At 65.4% G+C, this 23,747-nt stretch carries 21 protein-coding genes; 9 read left to right on the forward strand and 12 right to left on the reverse strand.

Annotated features, from left to right (window positions below):
• Nucleotides 1–92: 92 nt before the first annotated feature.
• Complete coding sequence (locus ACR9YP_RS03300) at nucleotides 93–1,205, reverse strand: NADH:flavin oxidoreductase/NADH oxidase (protein ID WP_474219012.1); 1,113 nt, start codon at nucleotides 1,203–1,205, stop codon at nucleotides 93–95.
• Nucleotides 1,206–1,664: 459 nt separating this feature from the next.
• On the opposite strand from ACR9YP_RS03300, the gene ACR9YP_RS03305 reads away from it, so the two are divergent.
• Nucleotides 1,665–2,954 carry an IS4 family transposase gene (locus ACR9YP_RS03305; RefSeq protein ID WP_438103448.1) on the forward strand — a complete coding sequence of 430 codons (1,290 nt, stop codon included), beginning with the start codon at nucleotides 1,665–1,667 and terminating at the stop codon, nucleotides 2,952–2,954.
• A 27-nt stretch (nucleotides 2,955–2,981) separates the two neighbouring features.
• On the opposite strand, the gene ACR9YP_RS03310 is transcribed toward ACR9YP_RS03305, so the two are convergent.
• The 3 genes from ACR9YP_RS03310 to cobS all read right to left on the reverse strand — a co-directional run bounded on the left by ACR9YP_RS03310 (nucleotide 2,982) and on the right by cobS (nucleotide 7,127).
• Nucleotides 2,982–4,073 (reverse strand): esterase-like activity of phytase family protein, encoded by a 1,092-nt coding sequence (locus tag ACR9YP_RS03310; protein ID WP_438104052.1) that lies wholly within the window; start codon nucleotides 4,071–4,073, stop codon nucleotides 2,982–2,984.
• A complete protein-coding gene (gene cobT / locus ACR9YP_RS03315) occupies nucleotides 4,070–5,971 on the reverse strand; it encodes a cobaltochelatase subunit CobT (protein WP_474219013.1) in 1,902 nt (633 codons plus the stop codon). The genes ACR9YP_RS03310 and cobT overlap by 4 nt, the downstream gene beginning before the upstream one ends.
• A 157-nt stretch (nucleotides 5,972–6,128) precedes the next feature.
• Nucleotides 6,129–7,127: a cobaltochelatase subunit CobS gene (cobS, locus tag ACR9YP_RS03320; protein WP_091893436.1), complete on the reverse strand. Its 999-nt coding sequence runs from the start codon at nucleotides 7,125–7,127 to the stop codon at nucleotides 6,129–6,131.
• A gap of 296 nt (nucleotides 7,128–7,423) precedes the next feature.
• On the opposite strand from cobS, the gene ACR9YP_RS03325 reads away from it, so the two are divergent.
• Entirely contained in the window at nucleotides 7,424–8,083 is a 660-nt protein-coding gene (locus ACR9YP_RS03325; RefSeq protein WP_438104051.1) for a DedA family protein, read from the forward strand.
• A gap of 168 nt (nucleotides 8,084–8,251) precedes the next feature.
• Here ACR9YP_RS03325 and ACR9YP_RS03330 read toward each other — a convergent pair whose 3' ends face one another.
• A complete protein-coding gene (locus ACR9YP_RS03330; RefSeq protein ID WP_438104049.1) occupies nucleotides 8,252–9,472 on the reverse strand; it encodes a citrate/2-methylcitrate synthase in 1,221 nt (406 codons plus the stop codon).
• 77 nt (nucleotides 9,473–9,549) lie between these two features.
• Between ACR9YP_RS03330 and ACR9YP_RS03335 the strand changes: the two genes are divergently transcribed.
• Nucleotides 9,550–10,644, forward strand: coding sequence for a citrate synthase/methylcitrate synthase (locus ACR9YP_RS03335; RefSeq protein WP_438104048.1), 1,095 nt, complete (start codon nucleotides 9,550–9,552; stop codon nucleotides 10,642–10,644).
• 256 nt (nucleotides 10,645–10,900) lie between these two features.
• A complete protein-coding gene (locus tag ACR9YP_RS03340; protein WP_438104046.1) occupies nucleotides 10,901–11,938 on the forward strand; it encodes a sensor histidine kinase in 1,038 nt (345 codons plus the stop codon).
• A 2-nt stretch (nucleotides 11,939–11,940) separates the two neighbouring features.
• Here ACR9YP_RS03340 and ACR9YP_RS03345 read toward each other — a convergent pair whose 3' ends face one another.
• Nucleotides 11,941–12,573, reverse strand: coding sequence for a J domain-containing protein (locus ACR9YP_RS03345; protein ID WP_438104045.1), 633 nt, complete (start codon nucleotides 12,571–12,573; stop codon nucleotides 11,941–11,943).
• Nucleotides 12,574–12,702: 129 nt separating this feature from the next.
• On the opposite strand from ACR9YP_RS03345, the gene ACR9YP_RS03350 reads away from it, so the two are divergent.
• Nucleotides 12,703–12,972 carry a BolA family protein gene (locus ACR9YP_RS03350; protein WP_091893424.1) on the forward strand — a complete coding sequence of 90 codons (270 nt, stop codon included), beginning with the start codon at nucleotides 12,703–12,705 and terminating at the stop codon, nucleotides 12,970–12,972.
• Between the two features lie 173 nt (nucleotides 12,973–13,145).
• On the opposite strand, the gene ACR9YP_RS03355 is transcribed toward ACR9YP_RS03350, so the two are convergent.
• The 3 genes from ACR9YP_RS03355 to ACR9YP_RS03365 all read right to left on the reverse strand — a co-directional run bounded on the left by ACR9YP_RS03355 (nucleotide 13,146) and on the right by ACR9YP_RS03365 (nucleotide 16,300).
• Nucleotides 13,146–14,450, reverse strand: coding sequence for an HlyC/CorC family transporter (locus ACR9YP_RS03355; protein WP_091893423.1), 1,305 nt, complete (start codon nucleotides 14,448–14,450; stop codon nucleotides 13,146–13,148).
• Between the two features lie 93 nt (nucleotides 14,451–14,543).
• Entirely contained in the window at nucleotides 14,544–15,692 is a 1,149-nt protein-coding gene (aroB, locus tag ACR9YP_RS03360) for a 3-dehydroquinate synthase (protein WP_474219014.1), read from the reverse strand.
• Entirely contained in the window at nucleotides 15,689–16,300 is a 612-nt protein-coding gene (locus ACR9YP_RS03365; protein WP_164939658.1) for a shikimate kinase, read from the reverse strand. The genes aroB and ACR9YP_RS03365 overlap by 4 nt, the downstream gene beginning before the upstream one ends.
• A gap of 146 nt (nucleotides 16,301–16,446) precedes the next feature.
• Here ACR9YP_RS03365 and ACR9YP_RS03370 point away from each other — a divergent pair, with 146 nt between their 5' ends.
• From ACR9YP_RS03370 to ACR9YP_RS03385, 4 genes are all read left to right on the forward strand, one after another.
• The gene (locus ACR9YP_RS03370) at nucleotides 16,447–16,593 is read left to right on the forward strand and encodes a histidine kinase (RefSeq protein ID WP_074116966.1); all 147 of its coding nucleotides are present in this window, start codon (nucleotides 16,447–16,449) and stop codon (nucleotides 16,591–16,593) included.
• Between the two features lie 17 nt (nucleotides 16,594–16,610).
• The gene (xerD, locus tag ACR9YP_RS03375) at nucleotides 16,611–17,564 is read left to right on the forward strand and encodes a site-specific tyrosine recombinase XerD (RefSeq protein ID WP_438104037.1); all 954 of its coding nucleotides are present in this window, start codon (nucleotides 16,611–16,613) and stop codon (nucleotides 17,562–17,564) included.
• Nucleotides 17,565–17,869: 305 nt separating this feature from the next.
• On the forward strand, nucleotides 17,870–18,832 hold the full coding sequence (locus tag ACR9YP_RS03380) for an acetyl-CoA carboxylase carboxyltransferase subunit alpha (protein ID WP_091893415.1): 963 nt from the start codon (nucleotides 17,870–17,872) through the stop codon (nucleotides 18,830–18,832).
• Nucleotides 18,833–19,360: 528 nt separating this feature from the next.
• Nucleotides 19,361–20,926, forward strand: coding sequence for a L,D-transpeptidase family protein (locus tag ACR9YP_RS03385; RefSeq protein ID WP_474219015.1), 1,566 nt, complete (start codon nucleotides 19,361–19,363; stop codon nucleotides 20,924–20,926).
• Between the two features lie 175 nt (nucleotides 20,927–21,101).
• Here ACR9YP_RS03385 and ACR9YP_RS03390 read toward each other — a convergent pair whose 3' ends face one another.
• The 3 genes from ACR9YP_RS03390 to ACR9YP_RS03400 are packed head-to-tail and all read right to left on the reverse strand — an operon-like array spanning nucleotide 21,102 to nucleotide 23,602.
• Nucleotides 21,102–21,797: a branched-chain amino acid ABC transporter ATP-binding protein gene (locus ACR9YP_RS03390; protein ID WP_370990089.1), complete on the reverse strand. Its 696-nt coding sequence runs from the start codon at nucleotides 21,795–21,797 to the stop codon at nucleotides 21,102–21,104.
• Entirely contained in the window at nucleotides 21,790–22,524 is a 735-nt protein-coding gene (locus ACR9YP_RS03395) for an ABC transporter ATP-binding protein (protein ID WP_438104035.1), read from the reverse strand. Before ACR9YP_RS03395 ends, ACR9YP_RS03390 begins: the two co-directional genes overlap by 8 nt.
• The gene (locus tag ACR9YP_RS03400; protein ID WP_474219017.1) at nucleotides 22,511–23,602 is read right to left on the reverse strand and encodes a branched-chain amino acid ABC transporter permease; all 1,092 of its coding nucleotides are present in this window, start codon (nucleotides 23,600–23,602) and stop codon (nucleotides 22,511–22,513) included. The genes ACR9YP_RS03395 and ACR9YP_RS03400 overlap by 14 nt, the downstream gene beginning before the upstream one ends.
• Nucleotides 23,603–23,747: the final 145 nt, after the last annotated feature.

Here is a 23,747-nt window from a genome sequence, read left to right on the forward strand (position 1 = left end):
CACGAGCGTAGCGCCGCACCTGTACCCCCTCACCCGGATCGCATCTGCGATGCGATCCGACCTCTCCCCGCAAGCGGGGAGAGGTGAAGAACTCACCGCGCCCCGAACGTGGTCCTGCCGAACAGCGCCTTTTGCGTCGAGGGCTGCGAGCGCCAGTATTGCGGCGGGGCTTCAACCTCGCCGCCGACGTCCGCGGCGGCGTGCCACGCCCACCGGGGGTCGTAGAGCATGCCGCGGGCGAGCGCGACCATGTCGGCCTTGCCGCTGGCGACGATCTCTTCCGCCTGCTTGGCTTCGCTGATCAGGCCGACGGCGATGGTGGGCAATCCGGTCTCGCGCTTGATGGCCTCTGCGAACTGCACCTGATAGCCGGGGCCGAGCGGAATCTTCTGCAGCGGCGAGACGCCGCCCGAGGAGGCATCGATCCAGTCGATGCCGCGTGCCTTCAGCGCCTTGGCAAAGGCGATGGTCTGCGTCAGATCCCAGCCGCCCTCGACCCAGTCGGTCGACGACACCCGCATGCCCACCGGTTTGTCGGCGGGGAATACGGCGCGCACCGCGTCGAACACCTCGAGCGGAAAGCGCATGCGGTTCTCGAGCGAGCCGCCATAGACGTCGGTGCGCCTGTTCGAGATCGGCGAGAGGAACTGGTGCAGAAGATAACCGTGCGCGCCATGGACCTCGATGGCATCGATGCCGAGCCGCGCGGCGCGCTTTGTGCAATCGACGAAGGCCTCGCGGATGCGCTTGAGGCCGGCGGCATCGAGCGCGAGCGGGGCGGCCTCGCCCTCCTTGTGCGGCACGGCTGATGGCGCAACCGCCTGCCAGCCGCCGTGCTCGATCGGAATCAGCTGGCCGCCCTCCCAGGGCCGCGCGCTGGAGGCTTTGCGGCCGGCATGGGCAAGCTGCATCCCGATCGCCGTGGAGGAATGCTTGCGCACCGAATGGAGGATCGGCTTCAAGGCGGCTTCGCAGGCATCGCTGTAGAGCCCGAGGCAGCCCGCCGTGATGCGGCCGATCGCCTCGACATGCGTCGCCTCGATGCAGAACATCGCCGCGCCCGACAGGCTGAGATTGTTGATGTGGGTGAAGTGCCAATCCGTGGCGACGCCGTCATCGGCCGAATATTGGCACATCGGCGACACCACGACGCGGTTCTTCAACGTCAGTCCGCGCAGCTTGATCGGGGAAAACAGGGCGCTCATGCGGGAGTTCCGGGGGATGGAGGATGCTGCAGGGAGTGTAGTGAGGCAAACGCGGATTGCTAGGCGCGCGGCGGGAATGGGGGCCCGTGGGGCCATGCATTGCGGTGCTGGCTTGGCCGAAGGTCGCACCACAATCTCCGCCGTCGTCCCGGCGGAGGCCGGGACCCATAACCACAGGGAGGAGTTTGACGAAGGCTGCTCGTTCGGGATTAGCAACATCCGCGATCGATGGACCTCGCGGTATGGGTCCCGGCCTTCGCCCTAGGGCATGCACATATCTGGTGCGGCGGATTGACTCGGATCGGCCTGGGAGGATTCCAGAATCAGAGTTCTGTGTGATTCGTATTGCGGCACTCCATGATTTGGACGGGGTGCCGCGATGTTGTCACGGATTGACTGGACGCTGGGCCGGTTCGGGGATCGTCGTCTCGATAAAGGGGGGCGGCGTTCGTCGAACGCATGGTTGTGGGCAAAACTGTCTGCCTTCGGCAGCTCTCCAGGGGGAACCGCGCGCTGGAAGTGCGGTTCAACCGCTTTCTTGGCCATGACAAGGTGACGGTGGAGCGGATCATCGAAAGCTGGAGCGAAAGCACGGTCGCTGCGGTAGAGGGCCGCCACGTGCTGGCCATCCAGGACACCAGCGAGATCCACTTCAACACCACACCGCAACGCCGGCGCGGGCTCGGAGAAATCGGCAAAGGCAATAACCACGGCGTGCTGCTGCATCCGCTGCTGGCTGTGGATGCCGATGACGGCAACTGTCTTGGACTTTTGAGCGGGCAGATATGGACGCGCACAGGTCGCCGCACGACCTCGCACGACGATCGGGAGTTATCGGACAAGGAATCGCAGCGCTGGATATCCACTGCCATGGCGGCCAAGCCGCTCCTCACCAAGGCCACAGCGGTGACGGTGCTGGGTGACCGCGAGAGCGATATTTTTGCCCTTTATGCCAGCTCGGCCGAGCAACACTTCCACGTCATCGCGCGCAGCATGCATGATCGCAAGCTTGCCGACCGCAGCGGCTTGTATGAGGTCAGCGATGCCATGGCCGCGGTGGATCGGCGTGCGATCCAATTGCCTGCGCGCGCCGCGCGGCCCGCCCGCCTGGCTCACCTCGAACTTCGCTTTGGCGCAATCGAGCTCGCCCGCCCACAGAGTAAGTTCCTGCGCCATCTGCCGGAAAGCTTGCCATTGGCGGTGGTCGATGTGCGCGAGATCAATGCCGAAACCGGGGTAGAGCCGCTGCACTGGCGGCTTCTCACCTCTCACGAGGTTACCGGCATCGAGGACGCCTGGCGCATCGTCCAATGGTACAAGCAACGCTGGATCATCGAGCAGTTCTTCCGCATCCTGAAGACACAAGGCTTCAAGCTCGAAGACAGCCAGATCGGAACCGCCGATCGCCTTCTCAAGCTGGTCGCGATTGCCGCTAAGGCGGCCGTCATCACAATCCAACTTCTGCAGGCCCGCAATGGCAGTCGCCAACCCATTCTCGCTGCCTTCGACAACGGCCAAATTAACGTGCTCACCGCCCTCAACCGTCAACTCGAAGCCGGGAGCAAGCGATTAAAGAACCCACATCCGCCCGATAGCCTCGCTTGGGCCGCCTGGATCATTGGTCGCCTCGGCGGCTGGGACGGCTACCCATCGTCCAAGCCGCCGGGCCCGATCACCTTCAAGAACGGCCTCGAATACTTCCACGCCGTCGCAGCAGGATGGAGCCTCAGAGATATGTGCATGCCCTAGGGCCTTCGCCGGGACGACAGCTGAGAGCTACTCCACCAGCGTGAATTGCAGCAACAATGTCCGCTGCAGCATCGAGAAATTGTCGTCGGAGATCAGGGTCAGCACGGTGTCGCCCTCGGCCGTGACATGGGCGTCGATGCCTTCCATGTTGTCGATCTCGTGGCCGAGATCGGCGGAAAACAGCATGAGGCCGTCGACCAGCGCGCCCGGCGCGATCGACTTCAAGGGGATCGCGCGGATGCGGATGTTGACGCCGGTGAACCAGGAGAATTTGCGTTCGAGGATGAGGAGATCGCCCGAGGCCAGCAGCACCGCGTCGCTGATGTCGAAGTTCTCGGAGCGCCGCACGCTGAACTGGCCCGGCGTCGGGCCGCCGATCAGGAACGCGACGAGATTGCCGTCGGCGTCGAGCCCGCGCTCGGAGAAGGCGATCAGCGTGCCTGCGAGCGCCTGGTTCTGGTTCTTGGGAACGACGACGAGCGCCTCCAGCCCCTTGTTGTAGGGCAGCTTGCGGACCGCAGGCGGCACCGCGATCACCTCGCCGCGGGCGCGGGTGCCGCCCTTGGCGAAATCATAGCGCAGGATCTGGTTGACGCGCTCGAGCCCGACATAGACGAGGTTGCCGTCGCGCGCGAGCGACTCGCTGTCGTACCAGAGCCGCTTATCCGTGATCGGCCGCCCGTCAGCACCGAGCAGCGGCGCGGCCTCGACGTCCGCGAGCCCAACCATCTCGCGGCCGGAATAGCGGATGGTGCCGGTGAACCAGCCGCCCTGATCGGAGATCGCGAGGAAGCGTTCACCTTTGTTGTCGAGAAAGCGGATGCCGGACAGGCCGCCGAAACCGCGATAGGGCGAGGTCAGCACCAGGCCGCTGCGAAAATCCAGCGAGCCGAAGCGCGTGCGCGCGCGGTCGCGCGACTCGAAATTGGGAATGCTGCGCGCGTTGACCTCGACGCTGACGGGCGCAGCGACGGCGTGCTCGAGCTGGAGCGCGCGCGGCGGCGGCTCGGTCGCGGGCTGCAACTGCGCTTGCGCCCGCGCCAATCGCGGCATCGTCAGAATGGAAAATCCCGCCGCCGCGTGGCCGAGAAAGCTGCGGCGGGATTGATGGTTGCTCACGAATGCAATTTGCGGCGCGGCCGGCCGGGCGCTTGCGTCGGCACGGTGTTGGTCTCGCTGAAGAGCTCGGCGAGCTTCTCGGTGATGGCGCCGCCGAGCTCCTCGGCGTCCACGATCGTCACCGCGCGGCGATAATAGCGCGTCACGTCGTGGCCGATGCCGATCGCGATCAGCTCGACCGGCGAGCGGGTCTCGATCTCCTCGATGATGTGGCGCAGGTGCCGCTCGAGATAGTTGCCGGGATTGACCGACAGCGTGGAATCGTCGACCGGCGCGCCGTCCGAGATCATCATCAGGATCTTGCGCTGCTCGGCCCTCGCCAGCAGGCGCTTGTGCGCCCAGTCCAGAGCCTCGCCGTCGATGTTCTCCTTCAGGAGGCCCTCGCGCATCATCAGCCCGAGATTCTTTCGCGCACGACGCCAGGGGGCATCGGCCGATTTGTAGATGATGTGGCGGAGATCGTTGAGACGGCCGGGATTGGCCGGCTTGCCGGCGGCAAGCCAGGCTTCACGCGATTGCCCGCCCTTCCAGGCGCGCGTGGTGAAGCCGAGAATCTCGACCTTGACGCCGCAACGCTCCAGCGTGCGCGCGAGAATGTCGGCGCAGGTCGCGGCGACCGTGATCGGGCGTCCACGCATCGAGCCGGAATTGTCGAGCAGCAGCGTCACCACGGTGTCGCGGAACGTCGCCTCCTTCTCATGCATGAAGGACAGCGGGTGATAGGGATCGGTGACGACGCGCGACAGCCGCGCGGGATCGAGGATGCCCTCTTCGAGATCGAACTCCCAGGCGCGGTTCTGCTGCGCCATCAGCCGGCGCTGCAGCCGGTTGGCGAGGCGGGCGACGATGCCTTGCAGATGCGCGAGCTGCTTGTCGAGATAGGCGCGCAGACGCTCCAGCTCGTCATGGTCGCAGAGATCCTCGGCCGCGATGACCTCGTCGAATTTCGGCGCGAAGGCATGATATTCCGGCCCACGCGGCTCGTTCCTGCCGTGCGCGTTCGGACGCGTCGCCTCGCCCGGGGTCTCGTCATCGCCGAGTTCGCCGTCGTCGAAGGTATCCGAGGTCGAGGCCTGCGCGCTTTCCATCGCGCTCTCGCTCATCTCCTCCGATGTCGCCTGGGCCTGGTCGGCGCTCATCTCCTGCGCGGCATCGGAATCGGGCGAGCCCTCGGCGCCGGACTGGTCGTTGTCGCCATCCTGGTTCTCGTCGTTCTCGTCATTGTCCTCGGTATCGGCGTTGCGCTCGTCGCCGAGCTCGAGCGCCGAGAGCAGATCATGCACGGCATCGCCGAACCGGGTCTGGTCCTCGAGGACGCCGTCGAGCCGGTCGAGCCGCCTGCCGATCTTGTCCTCGAGAATGGGCCGCCAGAGATCGACCATCTTCTTCGCAGCCGCCGGCGGCGCCATGCCGGTCAGGCGCTCGCGCACCAGCATCGCCAGCGCATCGGCGAGCGGCGCATCGGCGCGGTCGGTGATCTCGTCGAACTTGCCGCGATGGAAATGATCGTCGAGCATCGCGGTGAGATTTTTGGCAACGCCCGCCATGCGGCGCGCGCCGATCGCCTCGACCCGCGCCTGCTCCACCGCCTCGAACACGCCGCGCGCCTGCGGATTGCCCGGCATCAGCTTGCGATGAACTTTCGGATCGTGACAGGCGAGCTTGAGCGCGATGGAATCGGCATGGCCGCGCACGATCGCGGCGTCACGCCTCGTCATCTTGCGCGCGGGCTCCGGCAGCCGCGCCTTGCCGGGCGCAAGGCCGGGACGCTCGGCCGCGAATGAGATGTCGAGCTCGGGCGATTTCGCGATCGCCTTCAGGCAGGAGGCGACCGAGCGCTTGAACGGCTCGGTCGGCGCTTCCTTGTTGCTGCGGAATTTGGAGTTGGAGGTGGTCATATCACCTTAATCCGTCGTCCCGGCGAAAGCCGGGACCCATAACCACCGGCCGTCGTTGGGTCAGGAAACTATCAGCGTCGCTTCAATCGAGACATCACGCGGTATGGGTCCCGGCTCCCGTGCGCAATTGCGCACTAGGCCGGGACGACATCAAACCTCAGCTCAGCGCCACGTTCACCGCCGATTCCGGCAGCTCCGCGTTGAAGCAGCGCTGGTAGAACTCGGCGACCAGCGGACGCTCGAGCTCGTCGCATTTGTTGAGGAAGGTGACGCGGAAGGCGAAGCCGATATCGCCGAAGATGTCGGAGTTCTCCGCCCAGGTGATCACCGTGCGCGGGCTCATCACCGTCGACAGATCGCCGTTGGCGAAGGCGTTGCGGGTGAGGTCAGCGAGGCGCACCATCTTGTTGACGATGTCGCGGCCCTCCTGAGTGCGATAGTGCTTGGCCTTGGCCAGCACGATCTCCACTTCCTCGTCATGGCTGAGATAGTTCAGCGTGGTGACGATCGACCAGCGGTCCATCTGGCCTTGGTTGATCTGCTGGGTGCCGTGATAGAGGCCCGAGGTATCGCCGAGTCCGACGGTGTTCGCCGTGGCGAACAGGCGGAACGCCGGATGCGGCTTGATCACCTTGTTCTGGTCCAAGAGCGTCAGGCGGCCGGAGACCTCAAGCACGCGCTGGATCACGAACATCACGTCGGGGCGGCCGGCGTCGTATTCGTCGAACACCAGCGCGACGTTGTTCTGCAGCGCCCAGGGCAAAATGCCGTCGCGGAATTCGGTGACCTGCTTGCCGTCCTTGACCACGATCGAGTCCTTGCCAACGAGGTCGATACGGCTGATGTGGCTGTCGAGGTTGACGCGCACGCAGGGCCAGTTCAGGCGCGCGGCGACCTGCTCGATATGGGTGGATTTGCCGGTGCCATGATAGCCGGTCACCATCACGCGGCGGTTCTTGGCAAAGCCGGCGAGAATGGCGAGCGTGGTGGCGCGGTCGAAGCGGTAATCGGAATCCACTTCGGGCACATGAGGATCGACTTCGGAATAGGCCGGGACTTCGAGATCGCTGTCGATCCCGAACACCTGGCGCACCGACACTTTCATGTCGGGCTGACCGGAAACTTCCTCAACTTTGGACAGGGCGGCGGTCGTCATCAATCCTCCGAGGTCCCGGGCGGTCCCGAAACCGGTTATTCGCACGTTGGCTGCGGCTGGGTGCTGAAACTCAACCTATCAGAGACAGGTGGCCGGCAGAAGCCCGCCCACCAATCAAAGTTCCATTGTCTTTTCATTTAGATAGGCAAGGAACGCAGTTTTTGGAGGGCTGCCTTGCGAATCACGCTCGATTTCCGGGCGGCCGACGCCTCTGCCTGCGCGGATGGCACTGTTGCCGCATGTGCTTACCTATGTAGGGTCTGAATTCCGGTACTCCAGCCCGCTACAGAGACGACGTGACATCCTTCCTCGATCCCTTCATCGCCTTCGTCTCGGCCCATGCGTGGCTGGCCTATCTGACCCTGTTCCTGGCGGCGCTGCTCGAAGCGGTGCCGGTCGTGGGGTCGGTGATCCCCGGCTCGACCATCATCCTGGCGCTGAGCGCGCTGGTTCCGGGCGGCGAGCTGAAGCTGCCCTGGGTGCTGCTGGCGGCCGCACTCGGCGCGGTGCTCGGGGACGGATCGGCCTATTGGATCGGGCACCGGCAGCAACGCGAGATCCTCGATACCTGGCCGCTGATGAACTATCCGCGGCTGGTCGCGCAGAGCGAGAGCTTCTTCCATCGCTTCGGCACCTGGGCGGTGTTCTTCGCCCGCTTCGTGCCCCCGATCCGCGCCTTCGTGCCCGTTACCGCCGGTGCGCTCGGCATGGCGCCAGCGAAGTTTTACGCAGTGAACATCCCGGCGATCCTGGCCTGGGCCCCCGCGCATGTGCTGCCGGGCGTGCTGGCGGTCTCAGCGCTGCATGAATATGCCGGGCTGCATCATCATGGGCATGTCGGCAAGCACATCTGGATTTTGACCGTGGTGGCCGTGGCGATCGTGGTGAGCGTTGGGCTCTGGTTCATCCGCCGAAGGCACGGCAGCGGTGTCGCGGAAGCGAAGCCGCGGGGTTGAGGACTTTCCCTCGAGTCGTCCTGGCGAAAGCCAGGACCCATTACCCCAAGGCGTTGTTTGGCGAAGATTAGGCGCTCGGTACTCCTAGCGTCCGCATCGGTAGATTCCGCGGTATGGGTCCTGGCTTTCGCCAGGACGACGGCGGAGAGGGCCGCTCTCGCAACGTCCCTAACCAACACCCCCCGCCCTCCGTCCCGGTGCCGGTCCCACATACCGCGCCCGCGGCCTGATCAGCTTGCCGAACTGCAATTGCTCGCTGGCGTGGGCGATCCAGCCGACGCTGCGGGCCATGGCGAACAGAGCGAGCTCGCTGCCGGCGGGCAGGCGCAGGGCGTGCACGAGCACGGCGAGTGCATAGTCGATGTTGACGAACTCGCCGGTCGCCTCCGCGATCCGCTCCGGCACCTCGCGGGTGAACTTTCGCGGTGCGCCGGCGCGCGACAAGGCATTCAGCAGCGATTGCGCGCGGGGATCGCCGCGCTTGTAGACGCCATGGCCGAAGCCGGCAAAGCGCTCGCCGAGCGCGACGCGCTCGCGCACCATCGGCTCGACGTCGCGATCGATCAGCGTCTTCACGAGCTGCGAGGCCAGCACGCCGGCGCCGCCATGCTTGGGCCCTTTCAGCGCGGCGAGGCCGGCGATCACTGCGTCATAGAGATTGAGACCGGTCGAGGCGGCACAGCGCGCGGTGAAGGTCGAGGCGTTCAATTCATGGTCGGCGAGCAGCACGAGCGCGCGGCGGATCAGATCGGGAGCATGCTTGTTGTCGGCCGCCCACGCTTTCGCAACCTGCTGATGCAGCGGTTCGGCCGATGGCTCGGCATTGAGCATGGTCGCGACCAGCAGGCGGACGATGCGCGCGCCGACCATGGCGCGGCCATCGGGCGCGCGGGTGAAAGCGCGCGGATCGGCGCTCGCGGCCAGCGCAAGCACGGCGATGGCGCGGTCGATCGGCGCCGCCCGCCGCGCGGCCTGCCCGATCGTCCGCATCTCCTCTGAAAGAAGGGGCTGATTGTCCGGATCAAACGGATCGACGCCGGAGACGTCCCACAGCAGCGTCGCCGTGTGCTCCAGCGTGTCGCTCTCGGCGAGATCGACGCAGTTGACCCCGCGGTAGATCGCGCCCTCCTCGGTGATGGTCGAGATCTCCGTGTCCATCACCGGCAGGTCGGCGTCGAAGCTGCGCAGGCCCCTCGGCTCCGGCGACGGCACCCGGCGCTCCTTCAGGGCGCGGACGTCCTCGGCGCGGTAGCGGTTCTTGCGGGAATCCGGTGTCGGCTCGGAGCGGATCAGGCCGCGGCTGACATAGGCGTAGAGCGTGGCCGGCGAGATCGCGAGCTCGGCGGCGGCTTCCCGGGCGGAGAGGTAGAGCTCGCTGGAATTTTTCATATTGATTTATGTAATCAAGATTGATCAATCTGTCGAGAGGTCCGACCTTTCCCGTGCGTCAAACAGGAGCTTGGGCCATGAACATCCACCTCACCAAAAGCCAGATCGGGCTGGACGGCGTTCCCGCGGCCGAGACCGTGCTGAGCCATGTCGATGGCGAGCGCGGCGAGCTGATCATCGCCGGCGAGCATGTCGGCAGCCTCGCCGCCAAATCGAGCTTCGAGGGCGTCACCGCCCGGCTCTGGAACGGCGCCAGCAAGACCAGCTTAAGCGAAGCCAATGTCCGGGCGAGCCTGGGTGCCGCGCGCGAGCGCGCCTTCGCGCGATTGCCGGACCTGTTGCCGGCGACACAGGGCATGGGCATCATCGACGGGTTTCGCGCGGCGGTCGCGGGACTTCGCGCCGAACACGGTCTGGAGCACGAGGCCACCATCGTCGGCGCGTTTCCGGTGATCGCCGGCGCGCTGGTCCGCCGCGCAAAAGGGCTCGAGCCGGTCGCGCCCGATCCCAGCGTGAGCCACGCCGCCGACACGCTGCGCATGCTGCACGGGCGGGCGCCTGCAACGCGCGAGGTCACCGCGCTCGATGCCTATCTCGTCACCGTCTGCGACCACGGCATGAATGCCTCGACCTTCACGACGCGCGTGGTGGCCTCGACGCAAGCCGATCTGTTCGCCGCCGTGACCGCGGGCTATTGCGCGCTCACCGGCCCCTTGCATGGCGGCGCGCCGGAGCCGGTGCTTGAGATGCTCGATGCGATCGGCTCGCGCGAACGCATCCAGAGCTGGGTCGATGCGGCGCTGGCACGCGGCGAGCGGATGATGGGCTTTGGTCACCGCGTCTATCGCGTGCGCGACCCGCGTGCCGACGTGCTGAAGACCGCGATCGAGGCACTGGCTTCCAATGGCGCCGACTTGCCATTTGCCGGCGAGGTCGAGGCGTATATCCGTAGCGCGCTGCGCAAGAAGAACCCAGACCGGCCGCTGGAGACCAATGTCGAGTTCTTCACCGCCATCCTGCTCGATGCACTCGCAATTCCGAGGCAGGCCTTTACGCCGATCTTCGCGGTGGCGCGTGCGGCAGGATGGACCGCGCATGCGCGCGAGCAGCAGCGCACGGGACGGCTGATCCGGCCGAGTTCGTCCTATGTGGGGGCCATGCCGAAGGAATGATGAAGTAGCCTGGATGGAGCGAAGCGAAATCCGGGAAAATCGCTTGTGTGAGAAAGACCCGGATTACGCTGACGCTCCATCCAGGCTACGCGGCTAAGGACTAAGGGAAAGGCGACAGCGGAGCTCCCACTCCGCTGTCGTGCAGGCAAAGTCCTGATCTACGACAGGTTGAGAAGGGTCTATACGTCTCCGACGAGCACTGTGGAACGAATGCGCGGCCGGCGAATTGCCTGATCTGGCCCCGCAGAGGAACGCGATGCTGGACTTGCTTGGACATTCGGACGAGGCCAGGATCGGCGAGATCGCGAGGCAAGCAGCGAGCAGGAGCGCTGACGGCGCGGATTCCGAGAGGCGATTCCGGGACTTGCTCCAGGCGCTGCCCGCCGCGATCTATACGACCGACGCAGAAGGCCGCATCACCTTCTTCAATCAAGCCTGCATCGATTTTGCCGGACGGACGCCAGAGGTCGGCGCGATGTGGTGCGTGACATGGAAGCTCTATCTGCCCGACGGCACGCCGCTCCCCCACGATGAGTGCCCCATGGCAATCGCGCTCAAGCAGAACCGGCCGGTGCGCGACGTCGAGGCTGTGGCCGAACGGCCGGACGGCTCACGGATTTGCTTCATGCCATATCCGACGCCGCTGCGCGACGAACGCGACCGACTGGTCGGCGCAGTGAACATGCTGGTCGACATCACGGCTCGCAAGCAGGCCGAGCAGCGGATGATGCTCCTCGCCTACGAGGTCGATCATCGTTCGAACAATCTGCTCGCGGTGACGCAGGCGATACTGCGGCTGACGAAGGCCGAGACCGCTGCAGAATTCCAGGCCGCGTTTCAAGGTCGACTTAGTGCGCTTGCCAACGTGCAGAGGCTGTTCTCGGCGTCGCGCTGGACCGGTGCGAGTCTGAAGACCATCGTCGAAGACGAACTCCGGCCCTACGTAGGCGGAGACGGCGAACGTATCAGCATCACCGGAGACGACATCCGGCTGCCGGCGACGCTCGCCCAATCGATCGCGGTCGCCGTGCACGAGCTTGCGACCAACGCCGCCAAATACGGGTCGCTATCGACGCCTTCGGGCCGGCTGGAGATCCGCTGGGAGACCAATAGTGCAGAACCTCTGGTGCTGCACTGGTCGGAGCGCGGCGGTCCCAGGGTCGATGAGCCGCCGACGCGCAAGGGCTTTGGCATCGGCGCGGTCGATGGCATCATCCGGACCTTGCGCGGACGGGTGACCCGGTGGTGGAAGCCGGAAGGACTGGTTTGCGAACTGTCCTTCCCGGAGGCGTAGCCTTATGCCTCCCGCACCACCGTCTTCAGATAGTTATACGCCTTGATGATCTCGATCAGGCGGTCTTCGGTCGAGCGGTCGCCGCCATTGGCATCGGGGTGGTGCTGCTTCACCAGGGCCTTGTACTTGGTCTTGACGTCGGCGAGCGTGGCGTCGGGGCCGAGGCCCATGACCTGGAGCGCCTTGCGCTCGGCGTTCATCACCTTGCGCGTCTCGGCCTTGGGCTGAGCCTCGGGACCGCGGCGCCAGCTGGCGCGGCCGTTGATCTCACTGAACATGCTGAACGGATCGAAGGCGCCATCGATCTCGGCTTCCGAAGCTTTCTTGCCGCCGTTGGCGCCCATTTTCCAGGTCGGGCGGTGACCGGTCAGCGCATCCTTCTGGTAGCGTGCGACCGCATCGGCATTCATGCCGGAGAAAAAATTGTAGTTCTGGTTGTACTCGCGGACGTGCTCCAGGCAGAAGTGCCAGTACTCGCGCGAATTCTCGCGCCCCTTCGGCGCGCGGTGGCTGCCCTTGTTCTGGCAGCCGGTCCATTCGCAGGCGACCACGGTCTCGCGCGGCATCGCTTCCGGCTGCTTGCCGCGCGGCTTGACGCGGATGGAGTCGAAGAACTTTGATGAATCGATCGGCATGGCTGACTTTGACTACGCAATGCAAAAACCTTCAAGTCTTGACATTGCAATTAGCTGGAAACCCGGTCCCAATTACCTGGGACTCCCGGGTATTGACCGGGTGCGATCGCGCACCTTAATGGCACACACATGGCTATCAGAGACACTATCAGCAACAGGTTGCAAGAAGCTTTCAGGCCGGAAAGTCTGCAGGTCGTCGACGAGTCGCACTTGCATGAGGGCCACGCCGGCCATCGGCCGAGCGGCGAGACACACTTCCGTGTGTATATCGTGTCTGAGGCCTTCAAAGGGAAGAGCCGGGTCGATCGCCACCGCATGATAAATTCGGCGCTGGCGGCGGAACTCGCCGGCGGCGTCCACGCGCTCGCGATCCACGCGAAGGCGCCGGGGGAAGGGTGATCTCCTCTTACCCTTCCCTGGAGGGGGAGGGTCGCTTCACACCGAGCGCAGCGAGATGCGAAGCAGGGTGGGGTGACCGTCTCTCCGCGCTGAGCACTGCCCGAGTGGAGAGATCACCCCACCCCGCTCGCGCTGCGCGCGATCGACCATCCCCCTCCAGGGGAGGGTAAGAATCAAAACGACGTCCCGGCCCGTCTCGGCTTTGCCTCCTCCAGCTCCGCCTCGCGCGGCACCGGTGAGATACGGAGCGCGGTGATGCGGTTGCGTTCGCGGCGGAGGACGCGGAAACGGAAGCCGTGGAAGGTAAAGCTCTGGCCGCGGTCGGGGATCGAGCGCGCCTCGTGAATGACGAGGCCGGCCACCGTGGTCGCCTCCTCGTCGGGCAGGTGCCAGTCCATGGCGCGGTTGAGATCGCGGATCGGCACCGAGCCGTCGACCACGACCGAGCCGTCCGGCTGGGCGCGCACGCCCGCGACCACGACGTCGTGCTCGTCGGAGATGTCGCCGACGATCTCCTCCAAAATGTCTTCCAGCGTCACGAGCCCTTCAACCTCACCGTACTCGTCGACGACGAGCGCGAAATGGGTCTTGCGGCGGCGGAACGCCTTGAGCTGCTCGGAGACCGGGCGCATCTCCGGCACGAACCAGGGCGGCAGCGCGATGGTGGAGACATCGATCCGCGAGGTGTCGCCGTCGGAGGCGCGGATCGCGCGCAGGAGATCCTTGGCGTGGAGCACGCCGATGATGTTCTCGGGCTTCTCGCGCCACAGCGGGATTCGGGTGTATTCGGTCGCCAGCACCTCGCGCACCAGCTCTTCCGGCGGCAAATCGGCATTGATCATCATCATCTCGGTGCGATGGATCATGACGTCGGAGACCTGGAGCTCGCGCAGATCGAGCAGGCCGCCGAGCATGTCGCGATCATGCTTCTCGAACTTGCCTTCGTGGTGCAACAGGTCGACCGCACCGCGCAGGCGCTCGGTCGGCGACAGGATCGCCTGGTGCTCGCCGGCGAGGCCAAACAGCCGCAGCAACAGGCGCACAATGACTTCCACGATCCGCAGCAGCGGCCCCAGCACGTACATGGTCAGCCGCATCGGGCGTGCGACCGCGAGCGCCACGCGGTCCGGCGCGTTGATGGCGATGGTCTTCGGCAGAACCTCCGCGAAGATCACGACCAGCGCCGTCATCACCCCGGTCGCATAGAGCACGCCGACATCACCGAACCAGGCCGTGAATATCGCGGTGGCGATCGCGGAGGAGCCGATATTGGCGATGTTGTTGCCGAGCAGCAGCGCGCCGATCAGGCGTTCGCGCATGTCGAGCAGCTGCGAGACGACGTCGGCGTCATGATTGCCCTGCTTGGAGAGCCTGAGCATGCTGGAGCGCGAGGCGCCGGTCAGCGCGGTCTCGCTCGCGGCGAAGAACGCCGAGACCAGGAGGCAGAGGACGACGATGGTGAATCCGAGCCAGTCCATGCAGCACTCTAGCTTCTTGTTTGGACGCGTTGTCTTGACGCGAACCGGTATCCACTTCGCGCGAAAAACGCTTTGGCGCCGTTCAGCCGCGCATCACGCCTTCTGCGCAAGCTTCTCTTGCAGGAAATCGCGCACCGGGGCGGGCTCGACATCCTTGGCGATCACCGCGCGCCCGACGGCCTCCAGCAGGATGAAGGTGAGCTTGCCGCGCTTGACCTTCTTGTCCTGCGCCATCAGCGCCATCAGCGCGTCGGCATCGGCAAGGCCTTCCTGGGCAAAACCCGCGATGTCCTGCAAACGCGTCGGCAGGCCAGCCTCGACCAGATGCCGCTCGACGCGCGCCGCGTCCTGCTCGCCGATCATGCCGAGCTTGGCCGAGAACTGCGCCGCCAGCGTCATGCCGATCGCCACGCCCTCGCCGTGGAACAGGCGGTCGGAGAAGCCGGTCGCCGCTTCCAGTGCGTGACCAAAGGTATGGCCGAGATTGAGCAGCGCACGCTCGCCGGTTTCGCGCTCATCACGCGAGACGACGCCGGCCTTGGCGCGGCACGACGTCGCGATGGCATGCTCGCGCGCCGAGCCACCCCTGAAGATGTCGGCATGGTTCTTCTCCAGCCAGCTGAAGAAGGCTTCGTCGCCGAGCACGCCATATTTGGCGACCTCGGCATAGCCGGCGCGGAATTGCCGCGGCGACAGCGTATCGAGCACGGCGGTGTCGGCGATGACCAGCACCGGCTGGTGAAAGGCGCCGAGCAGGTTCTTGCCCTGCGGCGAGTTGATGCCGGTCTTGCCGCCGACGCTGGAATCGACCTGCGCCAGCAGCGAGGTCGGCACCTGCACGAAATCGACGCCGCGGCGCAGGATCGCCGCAGCAAAGCCGGCGAGATCGCCGACCACGCCGCCGCCGAGCGCGATGACGAGATCGTTGCGCTCGATTTTTGCGGCGATCAGGGCCTCGCTGACCTTTTCCAGGCCGGCATAGGTTTTGGAGATCTCGCCTTCCTCGACCACGATGCGCGCGGTCGGAATGCCGGCGGCAGCAAGCGAAGCCTCGGTCGGCTCGAGCCAATATTTCGCAACGGTGCGGTCGGTCACAACAGCGGTGCGCACGCCGGGGCGCAAGCGCGCGACGCGCTCGCCGAGCGAGGCTAGCACGCCGCGGCCGATGACGATGTCATAGGCGCGCTCGCCCAGCGCGACATCGACATTGACAGGATCGGAATGTTTCAAGGGCGCAGTCATCGTACGGCACTCGCAACGTCAGCAGGCGGCACGCCGCAGAGATGGGCGTGCAGCGTCTCGATGCATTCCTCGACGATCTTGTCGTGCGGCACGTCGCGCGAGGCGATGGTGAGGTCGGCATGGCGATAGACCGGCTCGCGCTCGGTGAGCAGGCGCGTCACGGTTCCTTCGGGATCGGCGGTCTGGAGCAGCGGGCGATCGGCACGGCGCCGCACCCGGCGCATGATGACGTCGTGGTCGGCCTTGAGCCAGATTGAGACGGCCTTCGCGGCGATGCGCGCGCGCGTCTCCTCGCGCATGAAGGCGCCGCCGCCGGTCGCGAGCACGATCGGTCCACCGTCCAGCAGCCGCGCGATCACGCGGGCCTCGCCGTCGCGGAAATGCGGCTCGCCATGGCGCTCGAAAATTTCCGGTATGGTCATGCCGGCCGCCGCCTCGATCTCGGTGTCGGCGTCGACGAAAGGCAGCTTGAGCCGCGCCGCCATGCGGCGGCCGATGGTGGATTTGCCCACCCCCATCATGCCGACGAGCACGATCGAGCGCGCCCCGAGCGCCGACAGGATGTCGGCCTCAGGCGAACCGGATAGCGGCAACGCGGCGTCGGACATGGATCTCGCTCGATCTGCCGCCAAAGGCGGCATGCTTTTGCCACCTATACGACCCCGCAGGGGGCCTCGCCAGAGGACTCTTGCCACGAAACGGCGAACATGTTGGATGATTTCATTGGTTAATTTGCCCTCCGGACCCCAGCACGATGCCCAGCCTGTTCCGCTTCCTGACGGTCGTCGCCGTGATCGCCGGCATCGTCTATGGCGTGGTCTTCGCGCTGGCGAACTTCGTCAGTCCGAAGCCGCGGGAAATGACGGTGACGATCCCGCCTGACAAGTTTCTCAAGAAATAGCGGCTAGGCTCCAGGGCATGCGCACCAAGCCCTCCGATAGCAAGCTCACCGGCCTGTTCCTCGACATGCTCGCGGCGGAACAGGGCGCCGGGGCCAACACGCTCGATGCCTACCGCCGCGACCTCACCGATTTCTCGGAATTTTTGGGCCGCGCCGGCCACAGTTTTGCGGATGCGGAGACGCAAGTCCTGCGCGACTATCTCGCCGATCTCGATGCGCGCGGCTTCAAATCCACCAGCGTCGCGCGGCGGCTGTCGGCGATGCGGCATCTGTTCCGCTTTCTCCTCAACGAGCGCATCCGTGCCGAGGATCCCGCGGCGATCCTGTCGGGACCGAAGCGCGGCCGCGGCCTGCCAAAAGTGCTGTCGATTGCGGATGTCGACCGCATGCTCCGCCGCGCCAAGGAATTGAGCGAGGCGGCGGATCAATCGCCGTCGAAACGGCTGCGCGCTCTGCGGCTCTATTGCCTGCTCGAGGTGCTCTACGCCACCGGCCTGCGCGTCTCCGAGTTGGTGGCGCTGCCGCGCTCGGCCGCCAAGCGCGATGCGCGCATGATCGTGGTGCGCGGCAAGGGCAACAAGGAACGCCTGGTGCCGCTCAACGACGCCGCGCGGCAGGCGATGGCCGATTATCTCGCGGCGACGGAAGCTGCGAAGGCTGACAAGAACCGCGTGGCCGCCTCGAAATGGCTGTTTCCCTCCTTCGGCGAGAGCGGACATCTGACGCGCCAGCATTTCGCCCGCGATCTGAAGGAGCTCGCGGTCGCCTCCGGGCTTCAGGCCCGCCTGGTCTCGCCGCACGTGCTGCGCCACGCCTTTGCCAGCCACCTGCTGCACAATGGTGCCGATTTGCGCATCGTGCAGACCCTGCTCGGCCACACCGACATCTCCACGACCCAGATCTACACCCATGTGGTCGAGGAGCGGCTGAAGAGCCTGGTGCGCGACCTGCACCCGCTGGTGGAGAAGTGAGGCGTGGGAGGTGCGCCCCCTCTCCCGCTTGCGGGAGAGGGTTGGGGAGAGGGTGTCTCCGCAAAGGGACAACCCCCTAGAGGTGAAAGCCCTCACCCGCGCCTTTGGCGCGACCTCTCCCGCAAGCGGGAGAGGTGACGATCCACCTTGACTTCGGCCACATCTCCGCGGAAAGAGCCGTGGCCTCACGATTGATTTGGCTGGCGTCTCACGAGCACACAGGCCAAACCATTGAAGAAGCTAAACTTCTTTCCACAACCCCAACCTCGTTTCGCTCTCTCGCCCCGTCCCCTTATATTGAGTTGATGCCAGACCAGATGCGCAGCTATCTCGATTTCGAAAAGCCCGTCGCCGAGCTCGACTCCAAGGTCGACGAGCTCAGGATGTTGGCGGCCTCCGGCACCGACATCGCCGAGGAGATCGGACGGATCGAGGACAAGGCGGCGCAGGCGCTGGCCGATCTCTATCTGAACCTGACGCCGTGGCAGAAGATGCTGGTAGCGCGGCACCCGCAGCGGCCGCATTTCAACGACTTCATCAAGGGCCTGATCACCGAATTCACGCCGCTGGCCGGCGACCGCAAATTCGGCGAGGACGAGGCGCTGGTCGCGGGCTTCGGCCGCTTCCGCGGCGAGCCGATCTGCGTGATGGGCCAGGAAAAGGGCGATTCCACCGAAAGCCGCATCCGGCACAATTTCGGCATGGCGCGGCCGGAAGGCTATCGCAAATGCGTGCGGCTGATGGAGATGGCCGAGCGGTTCGGCCTGCCGGTGCTGTCACTCGCCGATTCCGCCGGCGCCTATCCCGGCATCGGCGCCGAGGAGCGGGGACAAGCCGAGGCGATCGCGCGCTCGACGGATGCCTGCCTGGCGCTCACGGTGCCGAACGTCGCCATCATCACCGGCGAGGGCATGTCGGGCGGCGCCATCGCCATCACCACCGCCAACAGAGTGTTGATGCTGGAGCACGCGATCTACAGCGTGATCTCGCCGGAGGCCGCCTCCTCTATCCTCTGGCGCGACGGCACCAAGGCGCAGGAAGCCGCCAACAACATGAAGATCACCGCCCAGGACATGCTCCGCTTCGGCGTGATCGACAGCATTTTGAAGGAGCCGGTCGGCGGCGCCCACCGCGACCCCGCCGCCATGATCGCCACCACCGGGGACGCCATCGCCAAGGCTTTCGACGAGCTCCGGGGTCTCGACGGCGACGCCATCCGCAAGCAGCGGCGGCAGAAATTCCTCGATATCGGCCGGAAACTGGGCTGATTCGGCCGGGTTCGACGACAAATACGGCTCTCTCAGCTCGTCGTCCTGGCGAAAGCCAGGACCCATACCGCGGAATTTCGCGATTGGGGACGCTGGGAGTACCGAACCACGAGTCTTCGCCAAACCACTCCCTGTGTTATGGGTCCTGGCTTTCGCCCGGACGACACCGAGTTTGACGCTGGGGCAACCCCATCTTCCCCAGTAACCCCGCATTAACCCTTTTTTTGCCCAAATCGGCGATCTCTGTTCCAAATCGACCGAAAGGCCCAAGTTACGTCCCAAGTCACGTCCAAAGTCGCGTCCATTCAGTCTTCGTTGACCATGCCACTGGGCCAACGGGCTCGTGATCTCCGCTCGGGTTGCGACCACATGACCCAGAGGTTAGAATTTTAATCAATGGCTTCAGGGCATAAGCGCTGGGGCGTGGTCTGAAAAAGCCCGTCGTGACGGGTCCGGATTTGCGGTCAGGCCATGCTTCAAAAGAATTGGGGTTCGCGCTTCGCTGCCCGGCACGGTGTGGGGTCCATCTTGATTTCTCGTTCGCTTGCTCGCGCGCTTTTGGCTTCGGTTGCGCTGGCCGCCAGCATCGTGCTGGCCGGCTGCGACACCGACCAGGTTTCGCTCGCGACCAACGCCAAGGCCAATCAGCCGGTGCCGCCAAAGCTTCTCGCCGCAATGGCCGAGAAGAACATGGACCTGCAATCGCCGATCCTGGTCCGCCTGTTCAAGCAGGAGGCCGAGCTCGAGGTCTGGAAGCAGACCCGCTCAGGCCAGTTCGCGCTGCTCAAGACCTATCCGATCTGCCGCTGGTCGGGCGATCTCGGCCCCAAGGTGCGCGAAGGCGACCGCCAGGCACCGGAAGGATTCTACTCGATCAATCCGAGCCAGATGAATCCGCAGTCGGCCTATTACCTCTCCTTCAACACCGGCTATCCGAACGCGTTCGACAAGGCGCTTGGGCGCAGCGGCTCGCAGCTGATGGTGCACGGCGATTGTTCGTCGCGCGGCTGCTACGCCATGACCGACGAGCAGATCGCGGAGATTTATTCGCTGGGGCGCGAATCCTTCTTCGGCGGCCAGAAGGCGTTCCAGCTCCAGGCCTATCCGTTCAAGATGACGCCGGTGAACATGGCCAAGCACCGGAACAATCCGAACATGGCCTTCTGGAAGATGATCAAGGAAGGCTATGATCATTTCGAGGTGACGCGGCAGGAGCCGAAGGTCGATTTCTGCGAGAAGAAATACGTGTTCGATGCAGCGAAGCCGGCGGACGCCAAGCGCGACCCGGTGTTCGACGCCTCGGCGAAGTGCCCGGCTTATGTGATCCCCGAGGACATCGCCAGCGCGGTGCGCGAAAAGCAGGCCAAGGACGAAACGGAATACGCCAAGCTCGTCGCCAAGGGCACGCCGGTGGCGCGCATGAACACCGGCATCGACGGCGGCATGAACAAGATCTTCGCTGCCAAGATTCCGGAAGGCTCGACCGGCCTGTCGGAGGGCGCTGAAGGTACCACGCTGCAGATGCTGGCGATGGCGAAGGCGCCCGGCACGATCCCCGGCCACGTCAATCCGCCCAAGCCGAACCTCGATGCGGCAGCAAGCGCGCCGCAGGAAGAGCCGGTCACAGCCAGCAGCGCGCCGGCAACCAGCACCCGCGTCGCCGCGGCTGCGCCGGCCGAGAGATCGCAAGAGAAATCTCAAGGCGGCGGCTTCTTCTCCAACCTCGGCCGCAAGATGGGCTTAGGGACCGCCGACACCACGGCGACGACCACGCCTCCGCCGCAAGCCACGGCGTCCGTCGCGCCGGCCACGACCTCCACGACCCCGCCCACGGCGGCGTCGAGGCTGAAGGCCGCAGTGACCCGCTTCGCGCCGGGGCATGACAAGTCCAAGGACGCCACGAAGGATGCGCCGAAACCGGCCGTCGCCGCCAAGCCCGCCGAGCCGGCGAAGCCAGACACGCGCCTCGCCGCAACGCGCCCGGCGCTGAAGCCGTCGGTGTCGGATGGCGCGGGTGACAGCGGGCAGCTCGCCGGCGCCGCGCCGGTGGTGCAGTCGAACTCGTTCGACAGCCGGTTTGGGGCGGTGAAGTAGGGGCGGTGCGCCGTCCCATCCCAGCCTGACGCCGTCATTCCCCGCGAAGGCGGGGAATCCAGTATTCCGGAGACAGCCGTTCTCGATCGAGAAGCCGCGGCGTACTGGATGCCCCGCTTTCGCGGAGTATGACAGCTGAGGTCGGTGTGAGAGCGGCGCGCTTCACGCGCATGTCCTACGGCGCCAGATACCGCATCAGCTCCGGATTGCTCCGCACCTCGCCTGCCTCGCCTTGCAACGCGACCCTGCCGCGATCGAGCACGTAGGCGTAATCGGCGACGCGGAGCGCGAGGTCGAGGTGCTGCTCGACGATGATGACGGCGATGGTCTTCGCGAGCTCGATCAGGCGCTCGGTGATCTCCTCGATCACGCCGATCCAGACGCCTTCGGTCGGCTCGTCCAGCAGCAACAATTTTGGATCGCCCAGCATGGCGCGGCCGATGGCGAGCATCTTGCGCTCACCGCCGGACAGCGTGCCGGCGGGCTGGTCGAGGCGCTGGCCGAGCTTCGGGAAGATGGTCAGGACGCGATCGACGGCGGACGCATCCTTGCTCACGAGCGAGCCGACCGCGAGATTGTCGCGTACCGACAGGCGCGCGAACACCGAATGCTCCTGCGGGACGTAGCCGATGCCGGCGCGCACGCGCTCCTGGGTGGCGCGGAGGCTGATGTCGCGGCCGTCGAAGGCGACCTCGCCCTTCCAGGCCGGCAGTTCGCCGACGATGGTCTTCATCAGCGTGGTCTTGCCGGCGCCGTTGCGGCCGAGCACGGCGACGCCGCCACGCCAGGGAATGCCGAGGCTGACGTCGAACAGCACTTGGCTGCGGCCATAGCCGGCGTCGAGATGCTTGATGTCCAAAAATTCAGGCACGGCGCAGATAAATCTCCTGGACAGATGTGTTGGCCTGGATCTCGGACACCGTGCCTGACGCCAGCACCTTGCCCTGGTCGAGCACGGTGAGGCGATCGCAGATGTCGCGGATGAAATCGAGGTCGTGCTCGACGATGACGAGCGAGCAATGCTGCTTGATCGGCTGGAGCAGTTCGCCGGTGACGCGGCGCTCCTCCAGGCTCATGCCGCCGGTCGGCTCGTCGAGCAAGAGAAGTTTGGGCTTGCCCGCCAGCGCCATCGCGATCTCCAGCCATTGCTGCTGGCCGTGCGACAGCGCGGCGGCCGCGTCGAAGGCGCGGTCGGCGAGGCGAAACTGCCTCAGCATGGTCATGACCTGGTCGTGCAGCAGCCTGCGCGTGCGCGAGAGCACCAGGTCGAACAGCGAGCACTGCGCCTGCAGCGCGAGCAGGATGTTGTCGTACAGCGTCAGCGACGGCAGCACGGACGTGATCTGGAATTTCAGGCTCATGCCGGCGCGCGCGCGCTCGGTCGGCGTGAACGCGGTGATGTCGGTGTTGACGAAGCTCACCTTGCCCTGCGTCGGCACTTCGGCCCCGGCGATGCACTTCATCAGCGTGCTCTTGCCGGAGCCGTTCGGACCGATCAGCCCGTGAAACTCGTTCTCGCCGACGGTGAGCGCCGCGCCGTCGAGCGCGGTGAGCTTGCCGAAGACTTTCCTGATGCCGGCGGCTTCAAGGAGCGGCATTGCGCTTCTCCTTAGGCTTCGCACCGAAGCTGCCGACCCGCTCGCGCTCACCCAGCACGAAGCTGATGAGACCGAGCGGCCGGAACAGAATCACGAGCAACAGCAAGAGGCCGAGAATGATCGGCCAGACGTCGCGATAATTGTCCGACAGCCAGAAGCTGACACCCTCGACGATGACGGTGCCGATGACGGCGCCGATCAGCGTGCCGGAGCCGCCGAACAGCACATAGAGCACCACCTGCGTCGAGACCACGACGCCGACCATGTTGGGCCAGACGAAACCTTCGTGGAAGGCATAGAGGCTGCCGGCAAGCCCGGCGATGGCGCCGCCGATGGTGAAGATGATCGCTTTCAGATGCTGCGCCTTGTAGCCGAAGAAGGCGATGCGCTGCTCGTTCTCGCGCAGGCCCGCCAGCGCAAGGCCGAATTGCGAGCGCACCAGGAAGCGGCAGAGCAGGTAGACCACGACGAGGATGCCGAGCACGAGATAGTAGAACGCCGGCCCTTCCGAGAATTCGTATGAACCAAGCGACATCGGCGCGATCGAGGGGATGCCGTTCTGACCGCCGAGATAGTACCAGCCGCGCGCCAGGCGGTCGGCGGCATAGGAGCCGGTCAACGTGCCCAGCGAGACGAAGATCACGCTGGAGGGATGCCGTCCCAGCAGCAGGAAGCCGCCGAGCAGCAGCGCAAAAGTGAGGCCGATCAGCGTACCCGCCGGCAGCACCAGAAGGATGTTGGTGATGTCGAGGTCGCGCGCGAGCAGCGCGACGCCGTAGCCGGCCGAGCCAAAGAACAGGGCCTGGCCGAAGCTCATGATTCCGGCATAGCCCCAGACGAGGTCGAACGACAGCGCGAACAGCGCGAGAATGATCACGCGCGTTGCGAACACCGTGAGGTAATCCTGCAGCACCAGCGGCGCGAGCAGCGCCGCGACGAGCACGACCCCTTCCACGATCGGCAGGACTTTTCGCGCCGACGATCGCTCGGCTGGCACGCCTTCGGCCACCGAAACGTCCATCTCGTCCCCGACCGCGGCGTGGACCGCCCGCTTAGCTACACCCATCGATTTCAGCATTCCGAGTTAAAGCCCTCCATGGTGGCCGATCCACCTCTCCCCAGCGGGGAGAGGTCGGATTGCGCCTGGCGATGCGAAGCATCGTCCAGAGCAATCCGGGTGAGGGGCCGCGGCGCCCAGTGAGACCAGATCCCCTCACCCGGAT

This window comes from Bradyrhizobium sp. BR14999, from assembly GCF_056106085.1.